17 protein-coding genes are annotated in these 21,518 nt (G+C 71.6%); 9 read left to right on the top strand and 8 right to left on the bottom strand.

The window, feature by feature from the left end; translation table 11 throughout:
* The first annotated feature begins 53 nt into the window (after positions 1-53).
* Positions 54-3,803, top strand: coding sequence for a methionine synthase (metH, locus tag QR78_RS04950; RefSeq protein ID WP_048426396.1), 3,750 nt, complete (start codon positions 54-56; stop codon positions 3,801-3,803).
* A gap of 437 nt (positions 3,804-4,240) precedes the next feature.
* Positions 4,241-4,666, top strand: coding sequence for a hypothetical protein (locus QR78_RS04945; protein WP_048426395.1), 426 nt, complete (start codon positions 4,241-4,243; stop codon positions 4,664-4,666).
* A 6-nt stretch (positions 4,667-4,672) separates the two neighbouring features.
* Here QR78_RS04945 and QR78_RS04940 read toward each other — a convergent pair whose 3' ends face one another.
* The gene (locus QR78_RS04940; RefSeq protein ID WP_048426394.1) at positions 4,673-4,885 is read right to left on the bottom strand and encodes a hypothetical protein; all 213 of its coding nucleotides are present in this window, start codon (positions 4,883-4,885) and stop codon (positions 4,673-4,675) included.
* A 150-nt stretch (positions 4,886-5,035) separates the two neighbouring features.
* Here QR78_RS04940 and QR78_RS04935 point away from each other — a divergent pair, with 150 nt between their 5' ends.
* Positions 5,036-5,581: a formaldehyde-activating enzyme gene (locus QR78_RS04935; RefSeq protein WP_048426393.1), complete on the top strand. Its 546-nt coding sequence runs from the start codon at positions 5,036-5,038 to the stop codon at positions 5,579-5,581.
* A gap of 122 nt (positions 5,582-5,703) precedes the next feature.
* The gene (locus QR78_RS04930; protein ID WP_048426392.1) at positions 5,704-6,549 is read left to right on the top strand and encodes a collagen-like domain-containing protein; all 846 of its coding nucleotides are present in this window, start codon (positions 5,704-5,706) and stop codon (positions 6,547-6,549) included.
* A 136-nt stretch (positions 6,550-6,685) separates the two neighbouring features.
* Here QR78_RS04930 and QR78_RS04925 read toward each other — a convergent pair whose 3' ends face one another.
* The gene (locus QR78_RS04925) at positions 6,686-7,930 is read right to left on the bottom strand and encodes a TIGR03862 family flavoprotein (protein WP_048426391.1); all 1,245 of its coding nucleotides are present in this window, start codon (positions 7,928-7,930) and stop codon (positions 6,686-6,688) included.
* Positions 7,931-8,149: 219 nt separating this feature from the next.
* Between QR78_RS04925 and QR78_RS04920 the strand changes: the two genes are divergently transcribed.
* On the top strand, positions 8,150-9,208 hold the full coding sequence (locus QR78_RS04920; RefSeq protein ID WP_048426402.1) for a TerC family protein: 1,059 nt from the start codon (positions 8,150-8,152) through the stop codon (positions 9,206-9,208).
* Between the two features lie 77 nt (positions 9,209-9,285).
* On the opposite strand, the gene sorU is transcribed toward QR78_RS04920, so the two are convergent.
* The 5 genes from sorU to QR78_RS04895 form a co-directional block, all read right to left on the bottom strand.
* Positions 9,286-9,603, bottom strand: a complete 318-nt coding sequence (gene sorU, locus QR78_RS04915; RefSeq protein ID WP_053220801.1) for a SorU family sulfite dehydrogenase c-type cytochrome subunit — start codon at positions 9,601-9,603, stop codon at positions 9,286-9,288.
* A 55-nt stretch (positions 9,604-9,658) separates the two neighbouring features.
* A complete protein-coding gene (gene sorT / locus QR78_RS04910; protein WP_048426390.1) occupies positions 9,659-10,939 on the bottom strand; it encodes a SorT family sulfite dehydrogenase catalytic subunit in 1,281 nt (426 codons plus the stop codon).
* 100 nt (positions 10,940-11,039) lie between these two features.
* A complete protein-coding gene (locus QR78_RS04905; RefSeq protein WP_048426389.1) occupies positions 11,040-11,795 on the bottom strand; it encodes an N-acetylmuramoyl-L-alanine amidase in 756 nt (251 codons plus the stop codon).
* Positions 11,796-11,799: 4 nt separating this feature from the next.
* Positions 11,800-12,540, bottom strand: coding sequence for a TerB family tellurite resistance protein (locus QR78_RS04900; RefSeq protein WP_048426388.1), 741 nt, complete (start codon positions 12,538-12,540; stop codon positions 11,800-11,802).
* A gap of 152 nt (positions 12,541-12,692) precedes the next feature.
* Positions 12,693-12,962, bottom strand: coding sequence for a hypothetical protein (locus QR78_RS04895; protein ID WP_048426387.1), 270 nt, complete (start codon positions 12,960-12,962; stop codon positions 12,693-12,695).
* Positions 12,963-13,216: 254 nt separating this feature from the next.
* Here QR78_RS04895 and QR78_RS04890 point away from each other — a divergent pair, with 254 nt between their 5' ends.
* The 4 genes from QR78_RS04890 (at position 13,217) to glgX (ending at position 20,232) form a co-directional block, all read left to right on the top strand.
* Positions 13,217-13,885 (top strand): urease accessory protein UreE, encoded by a 669-nt coding sequence (locus QR78_RS04890; protein ID WP_048426386.1) that lies wholly within the window; start codon positions 13,217-13,219, stop codon positions 13,883-13,885.
* Between the two features lie 654 nt (positions 13,886-14,539).
* Entirely contained in the window at positions 14,540-16,876 is a 2,337-nt protein-coding gene (locus tag QR78_RS04885) for a methyl-accepting chemotaxis protein (RefSeq protein ID WP_053220800.1), read from the top strand.
* A 130-nt stretch (positions 16,877-17,006) separates the two neighbouring features.
* Positions 17,007-18,038 (top strand): tRNA dihydrouridine(20/20a) synthase DusA, encoded by a 1,032-nt coding sequence (gene dusA / locus QR78_RS04880; RefSeq protein WP_082171911.1) that lies wholly within the window; start codon positions 17,007-17,009, stop codon positions 18,036-18,038.
* Between the two features lie 88 nt (positions 18,039-18,126).
* Complete coding sequence (glgX, locus tag QR78_RS04875) at positions 18,127-20,232, top strand: glycogen debranching protein GlgX (RefSeq protein WP_048426399.1); 2,106 nt, start codon at positions 18,127-18,129, stop codon at positions 20,230-20,232.
* An 18-nt stretch (positions 20,233-20,250) separates the two neighbouring features.
* Here glgX and QR78_RS04870 read toward each other — a convergent pair.
* Positions 20,251-21,518, bottom strand: a 1,268-nt coding sequence (locus QR78_RS04870) for a class I adenylate-forming enzyme family protein (protein ID WP_048426384.1), incomplete at its 5' end; no start/stop codon positions are given.

Below are 21,518 nucleotides of genomic sequence, written 5' to 3'. Positions count from 1 at the left end.
ACGCGGCCCGGACTGATTCCATACCTCGCCCGACCCGCTGGAACCCCACCCCGATGACCGATTTCCGCCCCGCCGACGGTGCCGACATCCTGACCGCCCTGCGCCGGCGCGCGGCGGAAAAAATCCTCGTCCTCGACGGGGCGATGGGTACGGTGATCCAGCGCCTCGGCCTGACCGAGGCGGATTTCCGCAGCGAGCGTTTTCGCGATCACGCCCACGACCAGAAGGGCAACAACGACCTCCTGATCCTGACCCAGCCCGACGCGATCCGGCAGATCCACCTCGACTACTTCCTGGCCGGCGCCGACGTCGTCGAGACCAACACGTTTTCGGGCACCACCATCGCCCAGGCCGATTATGGCATGGAATCGGTGATCCACGAGCTGAATGCGCAGGGCGCGCGGCTCGCCCGCGAGGCGGCCGTGCTCGCCGAGGGTCAGGACGGGCGCCGCCGCTTCGTCGCCGGCGCCATCGGCCCGACGAACCGCACCCTGTCGATCTCGCCGGACGTCAACAATCCCGGCTACCGCGCCGTGACCTTCGACCAGGTCCGCGAGGCCTATGCCGAGCAGGTGCGCGGCCTGATCGCCGGCGGCGCCGAGCTGATCCTGATCGAGACGGTGTTCGACACGCTCAACGCCAAGGCGGCGGTGGCGGCGGCCTGGCAGGTCTTCGACGAGACCGGCACCCGCCTGCCGATCATGATCTCGGGCACCATCACGGATCTCTCGGGCCGCACCCTGTCGGGCCAGACCCCGACCGCCTTCTGGCACTCGCTGCGCCACGCCGAGCCGCTCACCTTCGGCCTCAACTGCGCGCTCGGCGCCCGCGAGATGCGCGCCCATATCGACGAGCTGTCGCGCACCTGCGACACGCTGGTCTGCGCCTATCCGAATGCCGGCCTGCCGAACGAGTTCGGCCTCTACGACGAGAGCCCGGAGGCGATGGCCAAGCTCGTCGGCGAATTCGCCGAGAGCGGCCTCGTCAACATGGTCGGCGGCTGCTGCGGCACCACGCCGGACCATATCCGCGCCATCGCCGGGGCGGTGGCCGGCAAGGCGCCGCGCCGGGTGCCGAGCGTGAAGCCCTTGATGCGCCTGTCGGGCCTCGAGCCCTTCACGCTGACGCCCGAGATCCCGTTCGTGAACGTCGGCGAGCGCACCAACGTCACCGGCTCGGCGCGCTTCCGCAAGCTCGTCACCAACGGCGACTACGCGGCGGCGCTCGATGTCGCCCGTGACCAGGTCGCGGCCGGTGCCCAGATCATCGACGTCAACATGGACGAGGGCCTGCTCGACTCAGCAAGGGCGATGGTCGAGTTCCTCAACCTCGTCGCCGCCGAGCCGGACATCGCCCGCGTCCCGGTGATGATCGATTCCTCGAAGTTCCCGGTCATCGAGGCCGGCCTGAAATGCGTGCAGGGCAAGGCGATCGTGAACTCGATCTCCCTCAAGGAGGGGGAGGAGAAGTTCATCCACGAGGCCAGGATCTGCCGCTCCTACGGTGCCGCCGTGGTGGTGATGGCCTTCGACGAGCAGGGCCAGGCCGATTCGCTGGAGCGCAAGATCGCGATCTGCACCCGGGCCTACAAGGTGCTGACCGAGACGGTCGGCTTCCCGCCTGAGGACATCATCTTCGATCCCAACGTCTTCGCGGTGGCGACGGGCATCGAGGAGCATGACGGCTACGGCGTCGCCTTCATCGAGGCGGCCCGGATCATCCGCGAGACCCTGCCCCACGCCCATATCTCGGGCGGCATCTCGAACCTGTCCTTCGCCTTCCGCGGCAACGAGCCGGTGCGCGAGGCGATGCACGCGGTGTTCCTGTACCATGCGATCAAGGTCGGCATGGATATGGGCATCGTGAATGCCGGCCAGCTCGCGGTCTACGACGAGCTGCCCGCGGAACTCCGCGAATTGTGCGAGGACGTGGTCCTCAACCGCCGCTCCGATGCGACCGAGCGCCTGCTCGAGGCCGCCGCCCGCTTCAAGGAGGGGGGGCAGGCCCGCGACAAGACCGCCGACCTCGCCTGGCGCGAGGCGCCGGTGGCGAAGCGCCTGGAGCATGCGCTGGTCAACGGCATCACCGAATACATCGAGGCCGATACCGAAGAGGCGCGGTCGCAGGCCGAGCGTCCGCTCCACGTCATCGAGGGCCCGCTGATGTCGGGGATGAACGTGGTCGGCGACCTGTTCGGCGCGGGAAAAATGTTCCTGCCGCAGGTGGTGAAGTCCGCCCGCGTGATGAAGCAGGCGGTGGCCTACCTGATGCCGTTCATGGAGGCGGAAAAAGCCGCCAATGGCGGCGTCGGCGGGCGGCAGGCGGCCGGCAAGGTCCTGATGGCGACGGTGAAGGGCGATGTCCACGACATCGGCAAGAACATCGTCGGCGTCGTGCTCGCCTGCAACAACTACGAGATCATCGATCTCGGCGTGATGGTGCCGGCGGCCAAGATCCTCGATACCGCCCGCAAGGAGAACGTGGATATCATCGGCCTGTCGGGGCTCATCACGCCCTCCCTCGACGAGATGGTCCACGTCGCGGCCGAGATGGAGCGCGAGGGCTTCGACGTGCCCCTCCTCATCGGCGGCGCGACGACGAGCCGGGTCCATACCGCGGTGAAGATCCACCCGGCCTATGCCAAGGGCCAGGCGGTCTACGTGACCGATGCCAGCCGCGCCGTCGGCGTGGTCTCGAACCTGCTCTCGCCCGACACCAAGGGCCAGACGATCGAGACGGTGCGCGCCGAGTACAAGCGCGTCGCCGAGGCCCATGCCCGCTCGGAGGCCGACAAGCAGCGTCTGCCCCTGGCGAAAGCCCGCGCCAACGCCTTCAAGGCCGACTGGTCGGGATACCGGCCGGTCAAGCCGACCTTCACCGGCACGCGGGTGTTCCGCAGCTACGAGGTGGCGGAGCTCGTCCCCTATATCGACTGGACGCCGTTCCTCCAGACCTACGAGTTCAAGGGCCGCTATCCGGCGATCCTCGACGACCCCGAGCAGGGACCGGCCGCCCGCGCCCTGTTCGAGGACGCGCAAGCCATGCTGCGCCAGATCGTCGAGGAGCGCTGGTTCAACCCGAAGGCGGTGATCGGCTTCTGGCCGGCCAACGCGGTCGGCGACGACATCCGGCTGTTCACCGGCGAGAGCCGGACCGACGCCCTCGCGACCTTTCACGGCCTGCGCCAGCAACTGTCGAAGCGCGACGGGCGGCCCAATACCTGCCTGTCGGACTTCGTGGCCCCGGTGGAGAGCGGGCTTGCCGATTATGTCGGCGGCTTCGTGGTCACGGCGGGTCTCGAAGAGGTGCGGATCGCCGAGCGCTTCGAGCGCCAGAACGACGATTACAAGTCGATCCTGGTCAAGGCGCTGGCTGACCGCATCGCCGAGGCCTTCGCCGAGCGGATGCACGAGCGGGTGCGGCGCGAGTTCTGGGCCTACGCGTCCGACGAGGCCTACTCGCCGGCCGAGCTCGTCACCGAGCCCTATGCCGGCATCCGCCCGGCCCCGGGCTACCCGGCCCAGCCCGACCACACCGAGAAGGTCACGCTGTTCGACCTGCTCCAGGCCGAGCGGCGCATCGGCGTGAAGCTCACCGAATCCTACGCGATGTGGCCGGGCTCCTCGGTCTCGGGCCTCTACCTCGCCCATCCGGACGCGCATTACTTCGGCGTCGCCAAGGTGGAGCGCGACCAGGTCGAGGATTACGCCGCCCGCAAGGGGATGGACGTGGCCGAGGTCGAGCGCTGGCTCGGCCCGGTGCTGAACTACGATACGGCGCGGTATCGCGTGGCGGCGGAGTAGGGGGGCGCTTGCCTTAAGGGGGGCGGTCCGTCGGACGACGCATGGCTCTCTAAGAAAACTCCGAGACGACCATAGCGCGGGTTTCTCCTCTCCCCGCGGGCGGGGAGAGGCTTTCGCCCCCCTTGCCGGGGGCGAAAGGAGAGTAGGCGAAAGCCGGAGCGAGGGTGAGGGGGTGACGCCGGAGGAGCCATATCCGTGGATACCCCCTCACCCTCGCCTTTCGGGCTTGTCGCATCCCCTGGACGGGGACGCGACCCTCTCCCCGCCCGCGGGGAGAGGGGAAACTCGCGCCTTTTCCTTTCCCCCGGACCTCTCAGTGGACGACGCGGTGGAGGACGACGAGCCCACCTCCTGACCCGGGCTTGACCGCCGCGCCCGCCCCGGCTCAAAGCTTGGGCCTAAAGGGCGCCGACAGGATCGGGCGGGAAGGATCGGGGATGCGGACAGGACCAGGGAGGCTCGCCCTCGTCGCCGTGGCAAGCGCCGTCGCGGCGGCGGCCGGCTGCACCGAATTCTCCTACATCTCGAAGACCTATGTCGGCCTCCAGCCGCAGGTGGTCACGATCGGCTGCAACGACCCCTACGAGGTCTACGACCAGCGCCAGCAGCGCAAGGTCCTGATCGTCTCGAACAACCTGCGGGAGATTGCCGGCTGCGGCCTGGAGGGCAAGGACCCGGCGCTCACCCGCCGGCGCCGCTTCTCGGAGGCCGCCGCGACCTATCTCAAGGAGACGGCGCGGGAGACCTGCACCATCGTCGGCGAGACGGTGTTCACCGATCTCCAGACCGAGTTCGTCTATTCCTGCGCCGAGCCGATCGAGAAGCCCGGCACCAAGGTGCCGCGCCTGCCCGGACGCTACTGAGATCCCTCAATCATGATCCTGAACCGGCGGATGCGGAAAGGTGCGCTCGGCCGCGTCGCCGGCCGCCGCCAGCATCGCCCGGGCGAAGCGGCGCGCCTCGGCCCGGTCGAGGGCGATCGCCGCCGTGACCGGCGCGCCGTCGAGGTCGGCGAGGTCGAGTTCGAGCCGCACGCCCGCCTCGGTCGGCGTCACCCGCAGGGTCCAGTCGCGATCGCTCATCCGTCCGCATCAGCTCTTGCCCGGGCGCACATCCCCGGGGCCTCGGCCCTATAGACCAATTTCCGGACAGGTCGATGGGTTCGCGCCGGTTGACGCTGCGACCGTCGCCGTGGTCGACCCGCGCCGGACTCGAACCTGAGGAATCGGACCATGAGCGAGATCGTCTTCCGCACCGGCGAGGCCACGGTGCTGGCGGCCGAGGGGCAGTACACCGACGCGATGCCCGAGGTGCTGATCGGCTCGGTGCGCGGGCCGGTGGGGCAGGCCTTCGCCTCGATGATGGGGCAGGTCCAGGGCCACACCCGGATGTTCGTGGTGCGCGACCTCAACCAGCTGGTGCGCCCGGCCACGATGATGACCACCAAGGCGACGATCCACACCGCGGAGTACGTCGAGCTCCTCGGCGGCGTTGTCCAGGCCGCCACCGGCGACGCCATCGTCGATTGCATCATCGAGGGCATCCTGCCCCGCGACGGGCTCGACGAGCTGTGCATGATCATCATGATCTGGCTCGACCCGCGCTGCCCCGAGGACCCGAACCTCGACCGCAAGGACCTCTACCGCACCAACTACGAGGCGACGAAGCTCGCCATCGCCCGGGCGCTGAAGGGCGAACCCACCGTGGACGAGCTGATCGCCAACCGCCACACCGTGCGCCACTACGCCCTCGAAGGCGTGCTCGACGACGAAGCCTGACGGGCCTGTTTTCGGCGGGCGCCTGCGCAGTTGACCGCAGCTTGACAGCGCCGCAAGGTGCGGCGCCCGCCGATCGTCGTTTCGACGCGCGGGCCCGTCCGTCACGCCTCTGGGGCCGAACGATGCGTCCATTCCGCGCTGCGTTGATCCTGTCCGCGATCCTGCCCGCTTGTGCCGTCCTGTCCGGCGCGGGCCTCGCACAGCCGCAGCCGGCGGGCTCCCGCGCCGCCCCGGCGGGGCAATCCGCCATCACGGTCTGGGATGCCCGGATCGAGGCCGGCGACCTCACCGTGTCGGGCAGCGTCGGCAAGGCCGGGGTGGTGGTCACCCTCGACGACGACATCCCGGTCACCTCGGACAAGCGCGGGCGCTTCACCCTGAAGGTGCCCTACGTGCCGCAGAACTGCGTCGCGACGCTCAAGGCCGGCGAGGCCTCCCGCGAGATCGCGATCGCCAATTGCGGCGCCACCGGCGCACCGGGGGCGAAGGGCGAGCCCGGCCCAACCGGGCCGCAGGGCGTCGCCGGCCTCGCCGGGCCGGCGGGTCCGAAGGGGGACATGGGTCCGAAGGGCGAGCCCGGTCCCAAGGGTGACGCTGGTCCCAAGGGTGACGCTGGTCCCAAGGGGGACGCCGGCCCCAAGGGCGAGGCAGGGGCGAAGGGCGAGCCGGGTCCTGCGGGTGCGCGGGGCGAGGCAGGGGCGAAGGGCGAGCCGGGGCCTGCCGGGGCGCCGGGACAGGCCGGATCGCAGGCCGCGACCACGACCGCGGGCTCGCCGTTCCGGATGCTGCGCACCGACGGCTGCGCCAAGCCGCATTGCGAGCTCGTCTGCGACGAGGGCGAGACCTTCGTGTCGTCCTATTGCCTGCGCGGCGGCAACCCCACCTTCACCCGTCGCGAGAGCGGCGAGGCCGTGGCGATGTGCCCGCCCGACAGCTCCGGCATGGTCGGGTTCTGCGCCAAGCTCTGATCGATCCTTCGGCTTTCTCCGCCGGACCGGCATCCTCAGCCTCATCCCGGGTTCCGCTGCGCGGCCCCGGGAGGACGTCGAGAGGTGTCGTCCGGGCCGGGTCATCGGTGATCCGTCCCCGGAATGTCGGGACGCGTCACCGCACGGCGAACCAGTCCAGCACGCCCCGCGCCGCCGCCCGGCCGCTGGCGAAGCTCGCCTGGAGTAGGTAGCCGCCGGTCGGTGCCTCCCAGTCGAGCATCTCGCCCGCCAGGAACGTGCCGGGGCGGGTCCGCAGCATGAGCCGCGCGTCGAGATCCGCGAAGGCGACGCCGCCGGCGCTTGAGATCGCCCGGTCGATCGGCTGCAGGCCAGTGAGCCGCAGAGGCACGGTCTTGATCAGCGCCGCGAGCGCCGCCGGATCCGCCGGCAGATCTCTGGCCGCCTCCCGCAGCAGGCCGGCGGCCGGCGGACTGAGGCCCGCGGCCTTGCGCAGCACCGTCGCGCGGGATTCCTTCGGCCGCGCCCCGGCGAGGCGGCGGGCGAGCGCCGCCACGTCCAGGTCCGGCCGCAGGTCGATATTCACCACCGCCTCGCCCGCCGCCTCGATCGCCTCGCGGATCGGCCGCGACAGGGCGTAGACGACCCCGCCCTCGATCCCGTCGCGGGTGATCACCGCCTCGCCCCGCACCGTCTCGGATCCGAGGCCGAGGGCGATCCGCTTGAGCGGTGCGCCGGCGAAGCGCTCGGCGAAGAGCGGCGACCACGCGGCGGTGAAGCCCGCATTGGCCGGGCGGAACGGACGCACCGCGATCCCCTCGGCCTCCAGCACCGGCACCCAGGCGCCGTCCGAGCCGAGGCGCGGCCAGCTCGCCCCACCGAGCGCCAGCACGGTCGCGTCCACCCGCAGGGTCTCCGGGCCGGCCTCGCCCGCGAGGCTCAGCGCCCCGTCCGCGTCCCAGCCGGTCCAGCGGGTGCGGGTGCGCAGGCGGACGCCGAGGCGATCGAGCCGGGCGAGCCAGGCCCGCAGCAGCGGCGAGGCCTTGAAGGCCTCCGGAAACACCCGGCCGCTCGATCCCACGAAGGTCGGCTGGCTTAAGGCGTCGCACCAGTCGCGCAGGGCCTGCGGCGGAAACGTTCGGATCGCCGCGTCGAGCCGCGGCTCGGCCGGTGCGTAGCGGGACAGGAACCGCTCCAGCGGCTCGCTGTGGGTCAGGTTGAGGCCGCCGCGCCCGGCGATCAGCAGCTTGCGGGCAGGGGAGGGCATCCGCTCGATCACCGTGACCGCCAGACCGGCTTCGGCCAGGACCTCGGCCGCCGCGAGGCCCGCCGGCCCGCCGCCGATCACCGCCGCGTGACCGGCCGCCCGTTGCTCGCGCGCGTCGCCATCGATCTCGTTCATGGGACGCCCCAGGGCCGTGCCTGGCCCGTCCTGTCAACCTGCCCCGCCGGCAGCGCGGAGAAAATAAGTGCGGGGGGCCCGGCCCGGCCTGCCCTTGATCCGCCGCCATCCGGGACATAAGTCGCTCCCATCGGCTGCGGGCCCCTCTGGCGAGCTGCGCTTTTCGCGCTCGTGATGTCGGAGCCGATGCTTTCCTCCTTGAAGCATCACGGTCCCGCGATGGTCGATTTCCTGTACATGACGTGGCTCGGCAAGCCCGTGTGGATGTGGCTGGGTTTCCACGCCGTCATCTTCATCCTGCTCGCCCTCGATCTCGGCCTCCTGCACCGCGACAAGAGCCGCGAGATCGGCGTGAAGGAGAGCCTGCTCCTCACCGCCTTCTACCTCTCCCTCGGCCTCCTCTTCGGCGGCTGGGTCTGGTGGTACATCGGCCCGCAGGCGGGCCAGGAATACCTCGCCGGCCTCGTGGTCGAGAAGTCGCTGTCGATGGACAACGTCTTCGTGATCGCGGTGATCTTCGGCTATCTCGGCATCCCCCGCAACGCGCAGCACCGGGTCCTGCTCTGGGGCATCCTGGCGGCGATCGTGCTGCGCGGCCTGATGATCGGTCTCGGCGCCGCTCTCGTCCACCAGGCCGAGTGGGTGCTGACGATCTTCGCCGCCTTCCTGATCTATGCCGGCGTCAAGATGCTGGTCTCGGGCGACGAGGAGGAGGGCGAGAACAAGTCCGCCGACCGCTTCACCGGCTTCATGCGCAAGCACATGCGGGTGACCGACGAGCTCGACGGCCAGAACTTCACCACCCGCCGGCCCGATCCGAAGACCGGCAAGCCGGTGCTGTGGCTCACCCCGCTCGCCATGGCCCTGGTGCTGGTGAACGGCGCCGACGTGATCTTCGCGGTCGACAGCGTGCCGGCGATCTTCGCCATCACCACCGACACCTACGTGGTCTACACCTCGAACATCTTCGCGATCCTGGGGCTCCGTGCGCTCTACTTCGCGCTCGCCGCGATGGTCGATCGCTTCGCCTACCTCAAGACCGCGCTCGCCCTGATCCTGATCTTCATCGGCCTGAAGATCGTGATCGCCGATACCTTCGAGCTGATCGAGATCCAGCCCTGGGTCGCGCTGGTGGTGACGGTGGTCCTGCTCGCCGGCGGCGTGGTCTACAGCCTGTGGCGCACCCGCGGCGCGGCGGAGGCACCGGCCGCCGTATCGCCGCAGGCCCACGCACAGGTCGAGACGCCGCGCGAGCGGCTCGGCAGCACCCACGGGTGAGAGCCCGGCGAGGGGCGCCCGCGGCGCCCCTCGTGCCTGCCTCCGAGCGGCGCGACCGCCCGGACTGGACGCTCCACCTACTTGGATGCGCCGGTGACGGTCGCGACGTAGAGCGCGACGGCGGCGACCTGTTCCGGGGTCAGGTCCTCGAAGGCCGGCATCACCCCGATCCCGTTCGTGACGGCGGTCGCGACCCGGCCCGCATCCGGCTTCAGGCTGTCGAGGACGGGCCCGACCGTCCCGGTCGTGCCGGCATCCGCGAGCGTGTGGCAGACCCCGCATCCCGGTTCGGCCAGCTCGGTGAATACCTGCTTGCCGAGGGCGAGGCGGGCGGGGTCCGCCGAGGCCGGGGCGGTCGTCAGGACGAGGCAGAGGGCGAGGTGCGCAGGTCTCATCACGGGCTTTCGCGGCCCGCATCGCCGGGATGCGGGCCGGAGGGCGGGAAGGGGCTCAGGCGATCGTCAGGGTGACGGCGGGTCCGCGCCAGCCGTTGTAGCTGTAGCCGCCGCCATTCGGCTTCGTCTCCTCGGGCTGGACGGTGCCGGCCGCGTCGGTCGCCCGGCTCGCCAGCACGTGCGTCCCCGCCGGCAGATCGAGCGCGAGGGCGAAAAGCCGCCAGGCGTAGCGCCCGAGATCGGGCCCGATCAACGGAGCGTCGGCCCATGTCCGGCCGCCGTCGATCGACACCTCGACGCGGGCCACCGCGTTCATGCCGCCGAAGGCGACGCCGGTGACGACGGTGCGGCCCGCCGCGCCATTCTCCAGCGGGGCGGTGATCCACGAGCGCACCGGCTGCTCCCAGATCGAGGGCTGCGCCGGTCCGGCCTTCTCGCCGACCCCGTGCATGCGGTAGCTCGCGGCCTGGATCTTGGCGTCCGTCTCGGCCTCGGTCAGCGCCACCGTCTTGACGTACTTGATGTTGTTCACGCCCGAATAGCCCGGGACGATCATCCGCAGGGGACCGCCATGGGCGAGGGGTAGCGGCTCGCCGTTCACCTCCCAGGCGAGCAGCACGGTGTCGAGGGTCGAGAGCGGAACCGAGCGCTCGACCATCACGTCCTTCGGCTTGAGCCCCGCCGGCAGTTCCTCGCCGCCCGTCCCGGTGACGAACCGGACACCGGGGGCGGGGCCGCCGAGCGCGTCGACCACCGCCTTGAGCGGCACGCCGGTCCAGATCACGCAGCCCGCCGCCCCGACCGTCCAGGGCGTGCCCGAGATCTTCTGGCCCGGCTGCAGCGCGTCCTGCATGTACTTGCGGCCGTTGCCGGAGCATTGCAGCACGGTGGCGACGCTCGCGAGGCCGATGCGCTTCAGCTCCGCGACGGACAGTGTCCTCGGGCTGGCGACGCCCGCGATCTCGACCCGCCACGCGTCCCGGTCGGCGACGATGGCGTCCGAGGGCGGGTTGACGTTGTTGCGGATGAACAGCCGGTCGATCGGCGTGACGACGCCGCTGCCGATGAGGCCGCGCTTCGTCTCCACGGTCTGGCTGGAATGGACGATGAAGGCGTCCGGGTCCTTCCAGGCCAGCGAGGCCGGCAGCCCCTTGGCGCCGGGCTTGGCTGCGGGCTTGGCCTCGGGCCCGGCACCGTGAGCCTCCGGCCTGGGAGCCTCGGCCGTGGAAGTCCCGGCTCCAGGGGCCTGGGCGCGGGCCGCGGAGGCGACGCCGATCGCTCCCATGGCCGTACCGGCGAGAAAGCGGCGTCGATGCAGGATCGTCGGCTCGGACACGCGAAAACATCCTCCCGTTTTGTTTTTTTGGAGAAGATGTTTCTGCGGCCCGGTCCTCGACCCGTCAAGCGACGCCCGCCCGGATTTGCCGGGCGCGCCCTCACGCCGGCTTGGCCGCCAGCAGGTCGCGCAGGGTCGTGATGGTCGAGGCGTCGGCCACCCCGTCGACCCGCGCCGGGCGGAAGTGGCGCTGGAAGGCGGTCACCACGGCCTTCGTCCGGGCATCGAAGGTGCCGCTCACCGGCACGTCGTAGCCGTAGAGGCCGAACATCGATTGCAGCGCCTCGATCGGCTGGCCGGCATCGCCCTCCGAGAAGAAGCGCCCGTCGCGGATCGCCGCGGGGGGCACCCAGTGACCGATCCCCTCGCCGTGCAGGCCTCCCCAGGGAAAGCTCTCGCCCGGATCGATCTTGCGCTCGGGCGCGATGTCGGAATGCCCGAGCACCCGGTCGGGCCGGATCGGCCAGCGGCCGAGGATGTCGCGGCAGAGCGCCGTCACCGCGGCCATCTGCTCCTGCGGGAACGGTGCCACGGTGCCGTCGTCGCGGTGGCCCGGATGCGCGATCTCGATCCCGATCGAGCGCGAGTTCATGTCGCGCACGCCCTCCCAGGCCGAGAGGCCGGCATGCCAGGCGCGGCGGGCCTCGGGCACCATCTGCACCACCCGTCCCGCCTCCAGGACGAGGTAGTGCGACGAGACCTTGGAGAGCGGGTTGCAGAGCCGCAGCAGCGCCTCCGACCCGCTCGCCATGCCGGTATAGTGCAGGATCAGCGCATCGACCGGCAGGGTCCGCTCGTCGTGGTTGGGGGAGGGCACCACCTGGGTGGCGACCGGGCTGTCGGGGGTGAGGCTCATCGGCTCAGCTCAGATGCCGCTCGGCGGCGATGCGATCGTAGGCGGCGTTGATCGCGGCGAGCCGCCGGGTCGCGATGGCGACGGCGGCGGGCGGCAGGCCGCGGGCGATGGCCCGGTCGGGATGGTTCTCGGAGACCAGCGCCCGGTAGCGCGCCTTCAGATCCGCGTCGGTCAGGTCGCGGGCGGCGCCCAGCACCTCGTAGGGGTCGTCGGCGATTCGGACGTGCCGGGCCGTCACGGCGGCGAAGCGCGCGTCGTCGAAGCCGAAGATCGCCGCCACCTCGGCGAGGTAGCGCGCCTCGCTCTCGTGGATCGCGCCGTCCGCCTTGGCGATGTGGAAGAGCCCGTCGAGCACGTCCTCAAGGAGCGCCGGCTCGTCGTGGAAGGCCTCCGCCACCTGGCGGGCATAGCCCTCGAAGCCGCTGGTGGTGCGCTTGGCGAGGTCGAACAGGCGCTCGACCCCGGCGCGCTCGTCCTGCGGCACCTGCACGATGTCGGCGAAGGCCGCGACCTCGGAGGGCGTCACCACCCCGTCCGACTTCGCCATCTTGGCGGCCAGCGCGACGAGGCCGGTGGTGAACACCACCTCGCGGGGGGTGGGCCCGAGCAGCGAGCCCTCGCGGTCGAGCAGGAAATGGCCGGCCACCGCGCCGAGGAGCGCCCCGAGCGGACCGCCGGCGGCGAGCCCGATGCCGGCGCCGCCGAGCTTGCCCCACACGCCCTGGTTCCAGACGCCCTGGCTCATGCCGGCCTCCGGATCTCGGTCGGGCGGTGAAGACGGGCTGGGACTCGGGGAGGCAAGGGCGTCATGCCGCCCTTGTAGCGCCCCCGGGCCGTTCGCGGAATGTGGAAGCGCACCCGGGCGGAGGGCCGCCGGGTGCGCTCAAACCGCTGCGATCAGCGGCAGTAGACGTTGCCGTAGGGGTCGCGGTAGGTGCCGTAGGGGCACTGGGGGGCGGTGGCCGCGCCGACCACGGCGCCGCCGGCCGCGCCGATCAGGCCGCCCGCGAGAGCGCCGCCGGCCCGGCCCGTGGCCGCCGCACCGATCGCTGCACCGGTCAGACCGCCGAGGGCGGCGCCGCCGGCCGCGCGGTCGCCGGGGGTGTTGCAGGCGCCGAGCGACAGCGCCAGGGCACCGGCGAGCGTGGCGGCGATGAGCTTCTTCATGGAGTCTTCCCCTCGTGCTTGTCGTGGCGTTCGGCACCGGGTCCCGACCCCGCGCCCTGCCCCTGAGCTTAGCCGTATCGCGGCTGAACGCCAAATGAGCTTGGCCGTCAAAGAGTTCCCTGCGCCGCCGCCGGATGGGTAACGAATCGTCAAGGTGCGACGCGGAAGCCACACGCGCCGGGGCCTGCCGCCCGTGCGCCAAATGCTCTAAAGGGGGGCCGATCAGCCCCGGACCGAATGCCCGCGAGGACCCGATGCAGCGCGCCACCACCATCGTCCGCAAAGCCGCCGTGCGCCCCGACGCCGTCGCCGACGAGGTCGCCCTCGACCACGCCGCCCGCGCGACCCGCACCGGCGACCTCACCGCCGCGGGCGGCCTCGCCTTCCGGCTCGACCTCGACCGGGCGACGGTCCTGGAGGACGGCGACGCGGTGCGCCTGGAGGACGGGCGGCTGGTGCGCATCCTCGCCGCCCCGCAGGCGCTCCTCGCCGTCACGGCCGAGAACCCGCTGCGGCTCACCCGCCTCGCCTGGCAGCTCGGCAGCAACCACGTCCAGGCCGAGGTCACGGCCGATGCGCTCTACGTCCTCGACGATCCGGCGGTGGCCGACCTGATCCGCGGCCAGGGCTGCAAGGCCGCCGCGCTCCAGCGCCCGTTCCGCCCCGAGAAGGAGGCGGTCGCCCACGACCACAGCACCTGCGGGCACGATCACGGGCACGCCCACGCCCACCACGATCACGGCCACGGCGATCATGGCCACGACCACGGACATCATGCTCACGACCATGGTCACGGGCGTCACGATCATGCCCATCACGACCACGGCCATCACGACCACGGCCATGCGCATGACCACGCGCACGACCATCAGCACCACGATCACGGGCACGTCCACGGCCCGAACTGCAAGCACGGCCACTGAGCGCCTGCGCAGCCGATCCATGGGTCCGATCCCACCCGCCGTCCCATAGCCTGTCCGACCGGGCCTGCTCGGCCTGCGCGACGGTCTTCATACCCCCGATGTCATTCCGGTGCCGCGCAGCGGAGCCTGGAATGACATCGAGGGTGTCAAATCTGTGGGAGCACGGTCCACGACACCGACGGACGCGCATGCCGAGATGCCGACGTTCCGTGATGGGCCAGCCCCTTTCCGGGCCCGGTACGGGCCTGCACGATTGCAGCTAAGCGGAAGGAGATCCGGGATCCAGCATGAGACCTCGCGAAGCGTCCGGACGTCTGCAACGGTGCGGCAGGCAGAGCCGCTTCGCTTCAAGTCCTTGCGCTGGAAGTCCTTGCGCTGGATCCCGGATCTCCTTCCGCCGACGCTTCAGTCGTCGGGGAAAGGGGGCGACTTACGGGAGGCCGAGGACCGGGCGCTCCGTATCCATTAGTGTCCTTTACCGTGCTTTGGGAGACGATCGGATGGGCTCTCGGTCTGAGATGTCGAAGTGAACTTGTCGCGACCTCTGATTTTTGTGCGGTGCGAAATCAACCATCTGGCGAAGTCTTAAGTCCAGCTTAATCCACTTGTCATAGTCAAGATCCCGGTGACAGGACGATCCGGGTTCACGGTCCGATGACGATCAAGACGCGCCTCCTCTGCGGCTTCTCGGTGATGCTGGCGTTGACCGCCGGCGTCGCCGCCTCGGGCTGGGTCAGCCTCTCCGGCTTCGCCCAGCGCGTGGACACCGCGAATGCGGCGCAGACGCTCGCGGGCCGGGTCGGCGACCTCGCGCTGGCCGCCGAGCGGTCGCTGCACGATGCCGGCGCCGGACGCGAGCAGGCGGTGACCGACGGCCTCGCCCAGGCCCGTGCCGGCCTCGCCGCCGTTCCGGGCGCGGAGGCGATGGCCCGCGGCATCGACGCCTTCGCGCGGACCCGCACCACTTACGCCGCCGAGCAGGACCGCAAGGCGCGGGTCCAGGCCGAGCACCTTCGCCTGATCGCGGACCTGCAGGCGGCGGCGGGCCGGATCGGGAGCGCGCAGAAGGCGCATCTCGCCGCGGCGAGCCAGTCGCTCCAGGACAGCGTCGAGGCGTTGAAGGAGGCCGCCACCGCCGGGTCGCTCGCGGGCTCGGCGGTCCGCGGCGCGCTCGAGATGCGCAACGGCGAGCAGGCCCCCGGGGGCGACCGGGCGGCGGTCGCCGAGCGGTACCGGCTCCTGTCCGGGATCCTGAAGCGCCTCGGCGGACAGGACGCGATGCGGGCGCCGGCCAAGGCCGCCGTCGACGCCCTCGACGATTACTTCGATGCCGTCGACCTTCCCGCGGACGAGGCCGGGCGGAGCGACAAGATCACGACGGCCTTCACGGCCATCATGGCGGCCCTGCGGGAGGTCGAGCAGGTTCAGAGCGATGCCGGAGGCGCGGTTCAGGCCCGCCTGAAGGAGCAGCAGGACCGGGTCGAGCGGGCGGCGGCGTTGCTCGGCGCCAGCGCGGAGGCGATCGAGGCCTCCAAGTCGCTCCAGATCGCCGAGATCGCCCTGTTCTCGGCCAAGGACCTGTCCGCCCAGGACGAGGGTGCGGCGGTCGTCGCCAGCGCCGATGCGCTGACCCAGGCCATCGAGACGATCCACCGGTTCGAAACGGATCCGGCCGCCCGCCAGGCGATCGAGGAGCTGATCGCGAAGGTGCGGGCCATCAAGGGTGAGGTGCCGGGAATCGTGGCGGCCAACGGCGCGCAGCGCGCGATCGTCGCCGAGCGCGATCGCCACCTGACCGACCTCGTCACCGCCGCCCACGCGGCGGGCGACGGCGAGATCGCCCGGATCGGATCCGAGCGGCGCGGCGCCGAGATCCTGCTCCTCGTCGGCGTGGCGCTCGCCGCCTCGCTCGGCATCGCGGCGGCGTTGTGGCTCGCCCGCGGCATCGTTCGGCCGATCGGGCAGCTCGCCGGCGCGATGCGGGCGCTCGCCGCCGGCGACCTCTCCGCCGCGGTCCCGGGGCAGGAGCGGCGCGACGAGATCGGCGGCATGGCGCGGGCGGTGGGGGTTTTTCGCGAGGCGCTGGCCGCCAAGGCGCGGAGCGATGCCGAGGCCGCGGAGGCCGCCCGCACCGAGGCCGGGCGGGCCCGCAGGCTCGGGGCGCTGACCGCGGGCTTCGAGGCGACGATGTCGTCCTCGACGGAAGGACTGGCGCAGGCCGCCGACACCATGCAGGGCACCGCGACGTCGATGTCGGCGGCGGCCGCGCGCACCAACGCCCGGTCGGCCGAGGTGGCGGAGGCCGCCGCCCGGACCTCGGCCAATGTCGAGACGGTCGCCGCCGCCACGGAAGAGATGGCGATCTCGATCCGCGAGATCGCCCGCCAGGTCGCGCACTCGGCCGGAATCGCCACGAGCGCCGTCGGTCGCGCCCGGGAGACCGACGCCGTCATCGCGGCGCTCGCCGCCGGGGCCGAGCGCATCGGCGAGGTCGTGGTCCTGATCCAGGGCATCGCCGGGCAGACGAACCTGCTGGCGTTGAACGCCACCATCGAGGCGGCCCGGGCCGGCGAGGCGGGGCGGGGCTTCGCGGTCGTCGCGGCGGAAGTCAAGCAGCTCGCCGGCCAGACCGCCAGGGCCACGGAGGAGATCGGCGGCCAGATCGCCCGCATCCAGGACGCGACCCGCGAGGCCGTGGCGGCCCTGCAGGCGATCGGCGGCGTGATCGGCGAGATGTCCGAGATCGCCACCGGCATCACCGCCGCCATGGAGCAGCAGGGCGCGGCGACCCAGGAAATCGCCCGCAACGTCGGCGAGGCCGCCCAGGGTACGCAGGTGGTCTCCACCGGCATCCGCGACGTCCGCCGCGACGCGGAAGGCGCCGGCGAGGCCGCCGCCCGGGTGCTCGCCGCCGCCGAGGCTTTGGCCGGCACCGCGACGGGCCTGCGCGGGGAGGTCGATGCGTTCCTGGGGGGCGTGAAGGCGGCGTAACGGCGCGCGACCGTCTGCGATCGATCCCGGAGCCGGGGTACCCTCGTCCGCGCAGGCGCGGTACAACCCGGCGGCCGGCATGGACGGGAACCGCTCTCGTCGGCGGCGATGCAGCACGGGACGGGATTAGGTGACGGTTTTGGTCGAGCGATCCGGGAATTCGAGCGTCTGGCGCTTCTCCGTCGCACCCATGATGGACTGGACCGATCGCCACTGTCGGGCGTTCCACCGCACCCTCTCGGCCCGCGCGCTCCTCTACACCGAGATGGTGACGACCGGCGCGGTACTGCACGGGCCGCGCGAGCGGCTGATCGGGTTCGACGATGCCGAGCATCCGGTGGCGATCCAGCTCGGCGGGTCGGATCCCGCCGACCTCGCTTCCGCCGCGCGCATCGCGGAAGACTTCGGATACCGCGAGGTGAACCTCAATGTCGGCTGTCCCTCCGACCGGGTGCAGGACGGGCGCTTCGGCGCCTGCCTGATGCGCGAGCCGGCCCTCGTCGGCGAGTGCGTGGCCGCCATGAAGGCGGCGGTCGCGGTTCCGGTGACGGTGAAGTGCCGCATCGGCGTCGACGACCAGGATCCGGAAGCCGCGCTCGATGCGCTGACCGCCGCGGTGCGGGCGGCCGGCGTCGACGCGCTGGTCGTGCACGCCCGCAAGGCCTGGCTCAAGGGCCTGTCGCCGAAGGAGAACCGGGACATCCCGCCCCTCGATTACGGCCGGGTGCATCGGCTCAAGGCCGCGAATCCTGGTCTTCCGATCGCCCTCAACGGCGGCTTGCAGGATCTTGCGACGGCGGAGCGCGAACTCGAACCGGTGAACGGGATCGCCCTCGACGGGGTGATGCTGGGGCGCGCGGCCTATGCCGAGCCGGCCCTGCTCCTCGGCGTCGATCCCGCGCTGTTCGGCGCACCGGCGCCGGTAGCCGATCCGTTCGCGGCGATCGAAGCCTACGAGCCCTACATCGCGGCGCGGCTCCAGGAGGGCCTGCGCCTGCACGCCATGACCCGCCACATGCTCGGCCTGTTCAACGGCCGGCCCGGGGCGCGGCCCTATCGCCGCCACCTCTCGGTCGCCGGCACCCGGCCGGATGCCGGGCTGCACACCCTGCGGGAGGCGGTGGCCCTGGTGTCCCGCGAGCCGGCGAGCGCAGCGGCCTGAGGACGAGGCCGGCTTCAGCTTGGCAGCCGGCCGGTCCGCGGGCATGGTCCGGGTCCGAAGACCTGCGCCCGAGGGAATGACGGACCGGATGATCGCACTCGATGACGGCGTCGCGGGCCCGCTCGGCGCCCATTTCGACGGGCGCGGGGTCAACTTCGCCCTCTTCTCCGCCCATGCCACGGCGGTGGATCTGTGCCTGTTCGACCCGAGCGGCCGGGTGCAGACCGACGTGGTCCGCCTGCCGCGCCGCACCGACGACGTCTGGCACGGCCACCTCGCGGGCGTGCTGCCGGGCCAGCTCTACGGCTACCGCGTCCACGGCCCCTGGGAGCCGGGACGCGGCCACCGCTTCAACCCGCACAAGCTCCTCCTCGACCCCTATGCCCGCGAGATCCACGGGCGGGTGCGCTGGCACGACGCGCTCTACCCGTTTCGCCGCGGCAGCCACCGGGAGGACGTGCTCGACCGGCGCGACAGCGCCCCGATGATGCCGAAGGGGATCGTCACCGCCCCCGAAGCGCCGGTCCACGACGATCCGCCCCTGCGCCATCCGCTGGTCGACAGCGTGATCTACGAGGCGCATGTCCGGGCCCTGACCCAGACCCATCCGGGCGTGCCGCTGCCCTGGCGCGGCTCCTACGCGGCCCTCGGCCACCCGGCGATCGTGGACCACCTCGTGCGCCTCGGCGTCACGGCGATCGAATTGCTGCCGATCCAGGCCTTCGTCGACGACCGCTTCCTGGTCGAGAAGGACCTGACCAACTTCTGGGGCTACTCGCCGCTCAACTACTTCGCGCCCGAGCCGCGCTTCTACGGCGCCACCGGGGCCGCCGGCCTGAAGGCCGCGATCCGCCAGCTCCACGCCGCCGGCATCGAGGTGCTGATGGACGTGGTCTACAACCACACCTGCGAGGGCGACCATACCGGGCCGAGCCTGTCGTTCCGCGGCATCGACAATGCGAGCTACTACAAGCTGAACCCCGACGATCCCCGTCGCGACATCGACTGCACCGGCTGCGGCAACACCCTCGACGTGGCGGTGCCGCGGGTGATGCAGATGGTGCTGGATTCCTTGCGCCACTGGGTCGAGGCCTACCGGATCGACGGCTTCCGCTTCGACCTCGCCTCGAGCCTCGCCCGCTCGCCCCACGACTTCACCCCCCGCGCCGCCGTGCTCCAGGCGATGGCGCAGGACCCGGTCCTGTCGCGGGTCAAGCTCATCGCCGAGCCGTGGGACATCGGCATGGGCGGCTACCAGCTCGGCGGCTTCCCGGTCGGCTGGAGCGACTGGAACGACCAGTTCCGCGACGCCGCCCGGGGCTTCTGGCGGGGTGACGCCGGCCAGCTGCCGAAGCTGACCCAGGGGCTGACGGGCTCGAAGGAAATCTTCTCGGCGTCCGGCCGCGGGCCGTCCGCCAGCATCAACTTCATCGCCTCCCACGACGGCTACACGCTCGCCGATGTCGTCGCCTACGAGGAGAAGCACAACGAGGCCAACGGCGAGGGCAACCGCGACGGCCACGGCCACAACGTCTCGCGCAATTACGGCGTCGAGGGCCCGACCGACGATCCCGACATCCTGGCCCTGCGGGCGCGGCAGAAGCGCAACCTGCTCGCCACGATCCTGATCGCCCAGGGCGTGCCGATGCTGCTGATGGGCGACGAGCGCTCGCGCAGCCAGGGCGGCAACAACAACGCCTATTGCCAGGACAACGCCACCTCGTGGGTCGACTGGGAGACCGACGGCGGCGACCCGGCCCTGACCGCCTTCGTGCGCAACCTGCTGGCCTTGCGCCGCGACCACCGGGCCCTGCGGCGGCGAAAGTTCCTCACCGGCGAGACCGTGGCGCCGGGGGGGCTCAAGGACGTCCACTGGCTCTCGCCCTGCGGCGCCGAGATGGACGAGGCCGCCTGGGGCGACGCCGAGCGCCGGGCCTTCGGCATGCAGATCGGCAACGACGCCCCCGATGGGCGCCGCCTCCTCGTCCTCGCCAATGCAGGGGAGGGGGCGATCGACTTCCAGCTCGCCCGGATCGTCGGCGGGCCGTGGACGCCGCTCTTCGACACCACGGCGATGGACGGCCGGCCCGTCGCCCGGGAGGCGCTGAAGGCGGGAGGCACGCTCCACCTGCCGGGGCGGGCGCTCGTGGTGCTGGCCCGCAGCGTGACGCCGAGAAAGGTCGCCACGGGCTGAGCGAGCGCCCGCGACCGGTCAGGCCGCCGCCAGCCGCTTGCGCTGCACCTTGCCGTTCGGGGTGCGCGGCAGCGTCTCCAGGAAGACGACCTCCCGCGGGCACTTGTAGGCGGCGAGCCGCTCGGCGCACCAGGCCAGCAGCGCGTCCCGCGCCGGCTCCGCGCCGGCCCTGGGCACGACGAAGGCGGCGATCACCCGCACGTCGTCGCGGACGGGGAGCTCGGTCACCGCGACCTCCTGCACGTCGGGATGGGCGATGAGCACGCTCTCGACCTCGTTCGGCGACACCCGGTAGCCGAAGGCGTTCATGATGTCGTCGTTGCGGCCTTCGAACCAGACGTAGCCGTCGGCATCGAGCGCGGCGAGATCGCCGCCCACGAACCACTCGCCCCGCATCACCGCCGCCTCTTCCTCCGGGCGGTTCCAGTAGCCGAGCATCAGGGCCGGGTCGGAGCGGTGGATGGCGAGCAGCCCGATCTCGCCCGGCGGCAGCGGCTCCGGCGCGCCCTCGGGCGGCAGGATCGCGACGCGGCGGCCCGGCTGCGGCTTGCCCGGCGAGCCGGGCTTGATCGGGGTCCGCGGGCTCGTCGAGATGTAGGTCGAGATCTCGCTCATCCCGAGCGCCTCGTAGAGCGGCGTGCCGGTGGCCGCCTGCCACTCGGCGAGGAGCTGGGGCGACAACGCCTCGCCCGCCGTGATGCCGTGGCGCAGCGACGAGAGGTCGTGAGCCGGGAGATCAGCGTATTTGAGGATCTGTCGGTAGAGGCTCGGCACCGCCGCGAACAGGGTGGCGCGGTGGCGGGCGATGAGCGCCGGCCACAGGGCGGGATCGCGCTTGCCGTTATACAAGACCGTCGTGGCGCCCCGCGCCCAGGGATCCTGGATGCCGACGCCGAGCGTGTAGGTCCAGTTCATGGTGCCGGCATGCAGCACCACGTCGTCCTCGCGCAGGCCGAGCCAGAAATCGTGCATCGGCCGCCGGCCCCAGATCGTGCGGTGGGCGTGCAGCACCCCCTTCGGCCGGCTGGTGGTTCCGGAGGTGTAGACCAGCGTCGCCGGGTCGTCGGCGGCGGTGTCGGCGTAAGCGTCGAGGGGCGGGCCGGCGCGCAGGCGGGCGATGTCGTCGCGCCGCAGGACGATCCGGCCGCGGCAGGCCTCCGGGTCGAGGGGGCACTCGTCGGCGGCGGCGATCACCGCGGCGCCGGAATCCTGCATCAGGAACGCCGCCTCGCCGGCGGTGAGCTGCGGCGAGGACGGTTGCGCCACGAGCCCGGCGGCGAGCGCCG

It is taken from the genome of Methylobacterium indicum, from assembly GCF_001043895.1.
Taxonomy (GTDB): Bacteria; Pseudomonadota; Alphaproteobacteria; order Rhizobiales; family Beijerinckiaceae; genus Methylobacterium; species Methylobacterium indicum.
This window is presented reverse-complemented; position numbering and strand designations above follow the sequence as displayed.

Coding starts and splice junctions, on each gene's coding strand:
- QR78_RS04945 (WP_048426395.1), top strand. CDS start 4,241: ATGCGGACAGGACCAGGGAGGCTCGCCCTCGTCGCCGTGGCAAGCGCC.
- QR78_RS04890 (WP_048426386.1), top strand. CDS start 13,217: ATGCAGCGCGCCACCACCATCGTCCGCAAAGCCGCCGTGCGCCCCGAC.
- QR78_RS04935 (WP_048426393.1), top strand. CDS start 5,036: ATGAGCGAGATCGTCTTCCGCACCGGCGAGGCCACGGTGCTGGCGGCC.
- QR78_RS04940 (WP_048426394.1), bottom strand. CDS start 4,885: ATGAGCGATCGCGACTGGACCCTGCGGGTGACGCCGACCGAGGCGGGC.
- QR78_RS04905 (WP_048426389.1), bottom strand. CDS start 11,795: ATGAGCCTCACCCCCGACAGCCCGGTCGCCACCCAGGTGGTGCCCTCC.
- QR78_RS04920 (WP_048426402.1), top strand. CDS start 8,150: ATGGTCGATTTCCTGTACATGACGTGGCTCGGCAAGCCCGTGTGGATG.
- QR78_RS04900 (WP_048426388.1), bottom strand. CDS start 12,540: ATGAGCCAGGGCGTCTGGAACCAGGGCGTGTGGGGCAAGCTCGGCGGC.
- metH (WP_048426396.1), top strand. CDS start 54: ATGACCGATTTCCGCCCCGCCGACGGTGCCGACATCCTGACCGCCCTG.
- QR78_RS04930 (WP_048426392.1), top strand. CDS start 5,704: ATGCGTCCATTCCGCGCTGCGTTGATCCTGTCCGCGATCCTGCCCGCT.
- QR78_RS04895 (WP_048426387.1), bottom strand. CDS start 12,962: ATGAAGAAGCTCATCGCCGCCACGCTCGCCGGTGCCCTGGCGCTGTCG.
- glgX (WP_048426399.1), top strand. CDS start 18,127: ATGATCGCACTCGATGACGGCGTCGCGGGCCCGCTCGGCGCCCATTTC.
- QR78_RS04925 (WP_048426391.1), bottom strand. CDS start 7,930: ATGAACGAGATCGATGGCGACGCGCGCGAGCAACGGGCGGCCGGTCAC.
- sorU (WP_053220801.1), bottom strand. CDS start 9,603: ATGAGACCTGCGCACCTCGCCCTCTGCCTCGTCCTGACGACCGCCCCG.
- QR78_RS04885 (WP_053220800.1), top strand. CDS start 14,540: ATGACGATCAAGACGCGCCTCCTCTGCGGCTTCTCGGTGATGCTGGCG.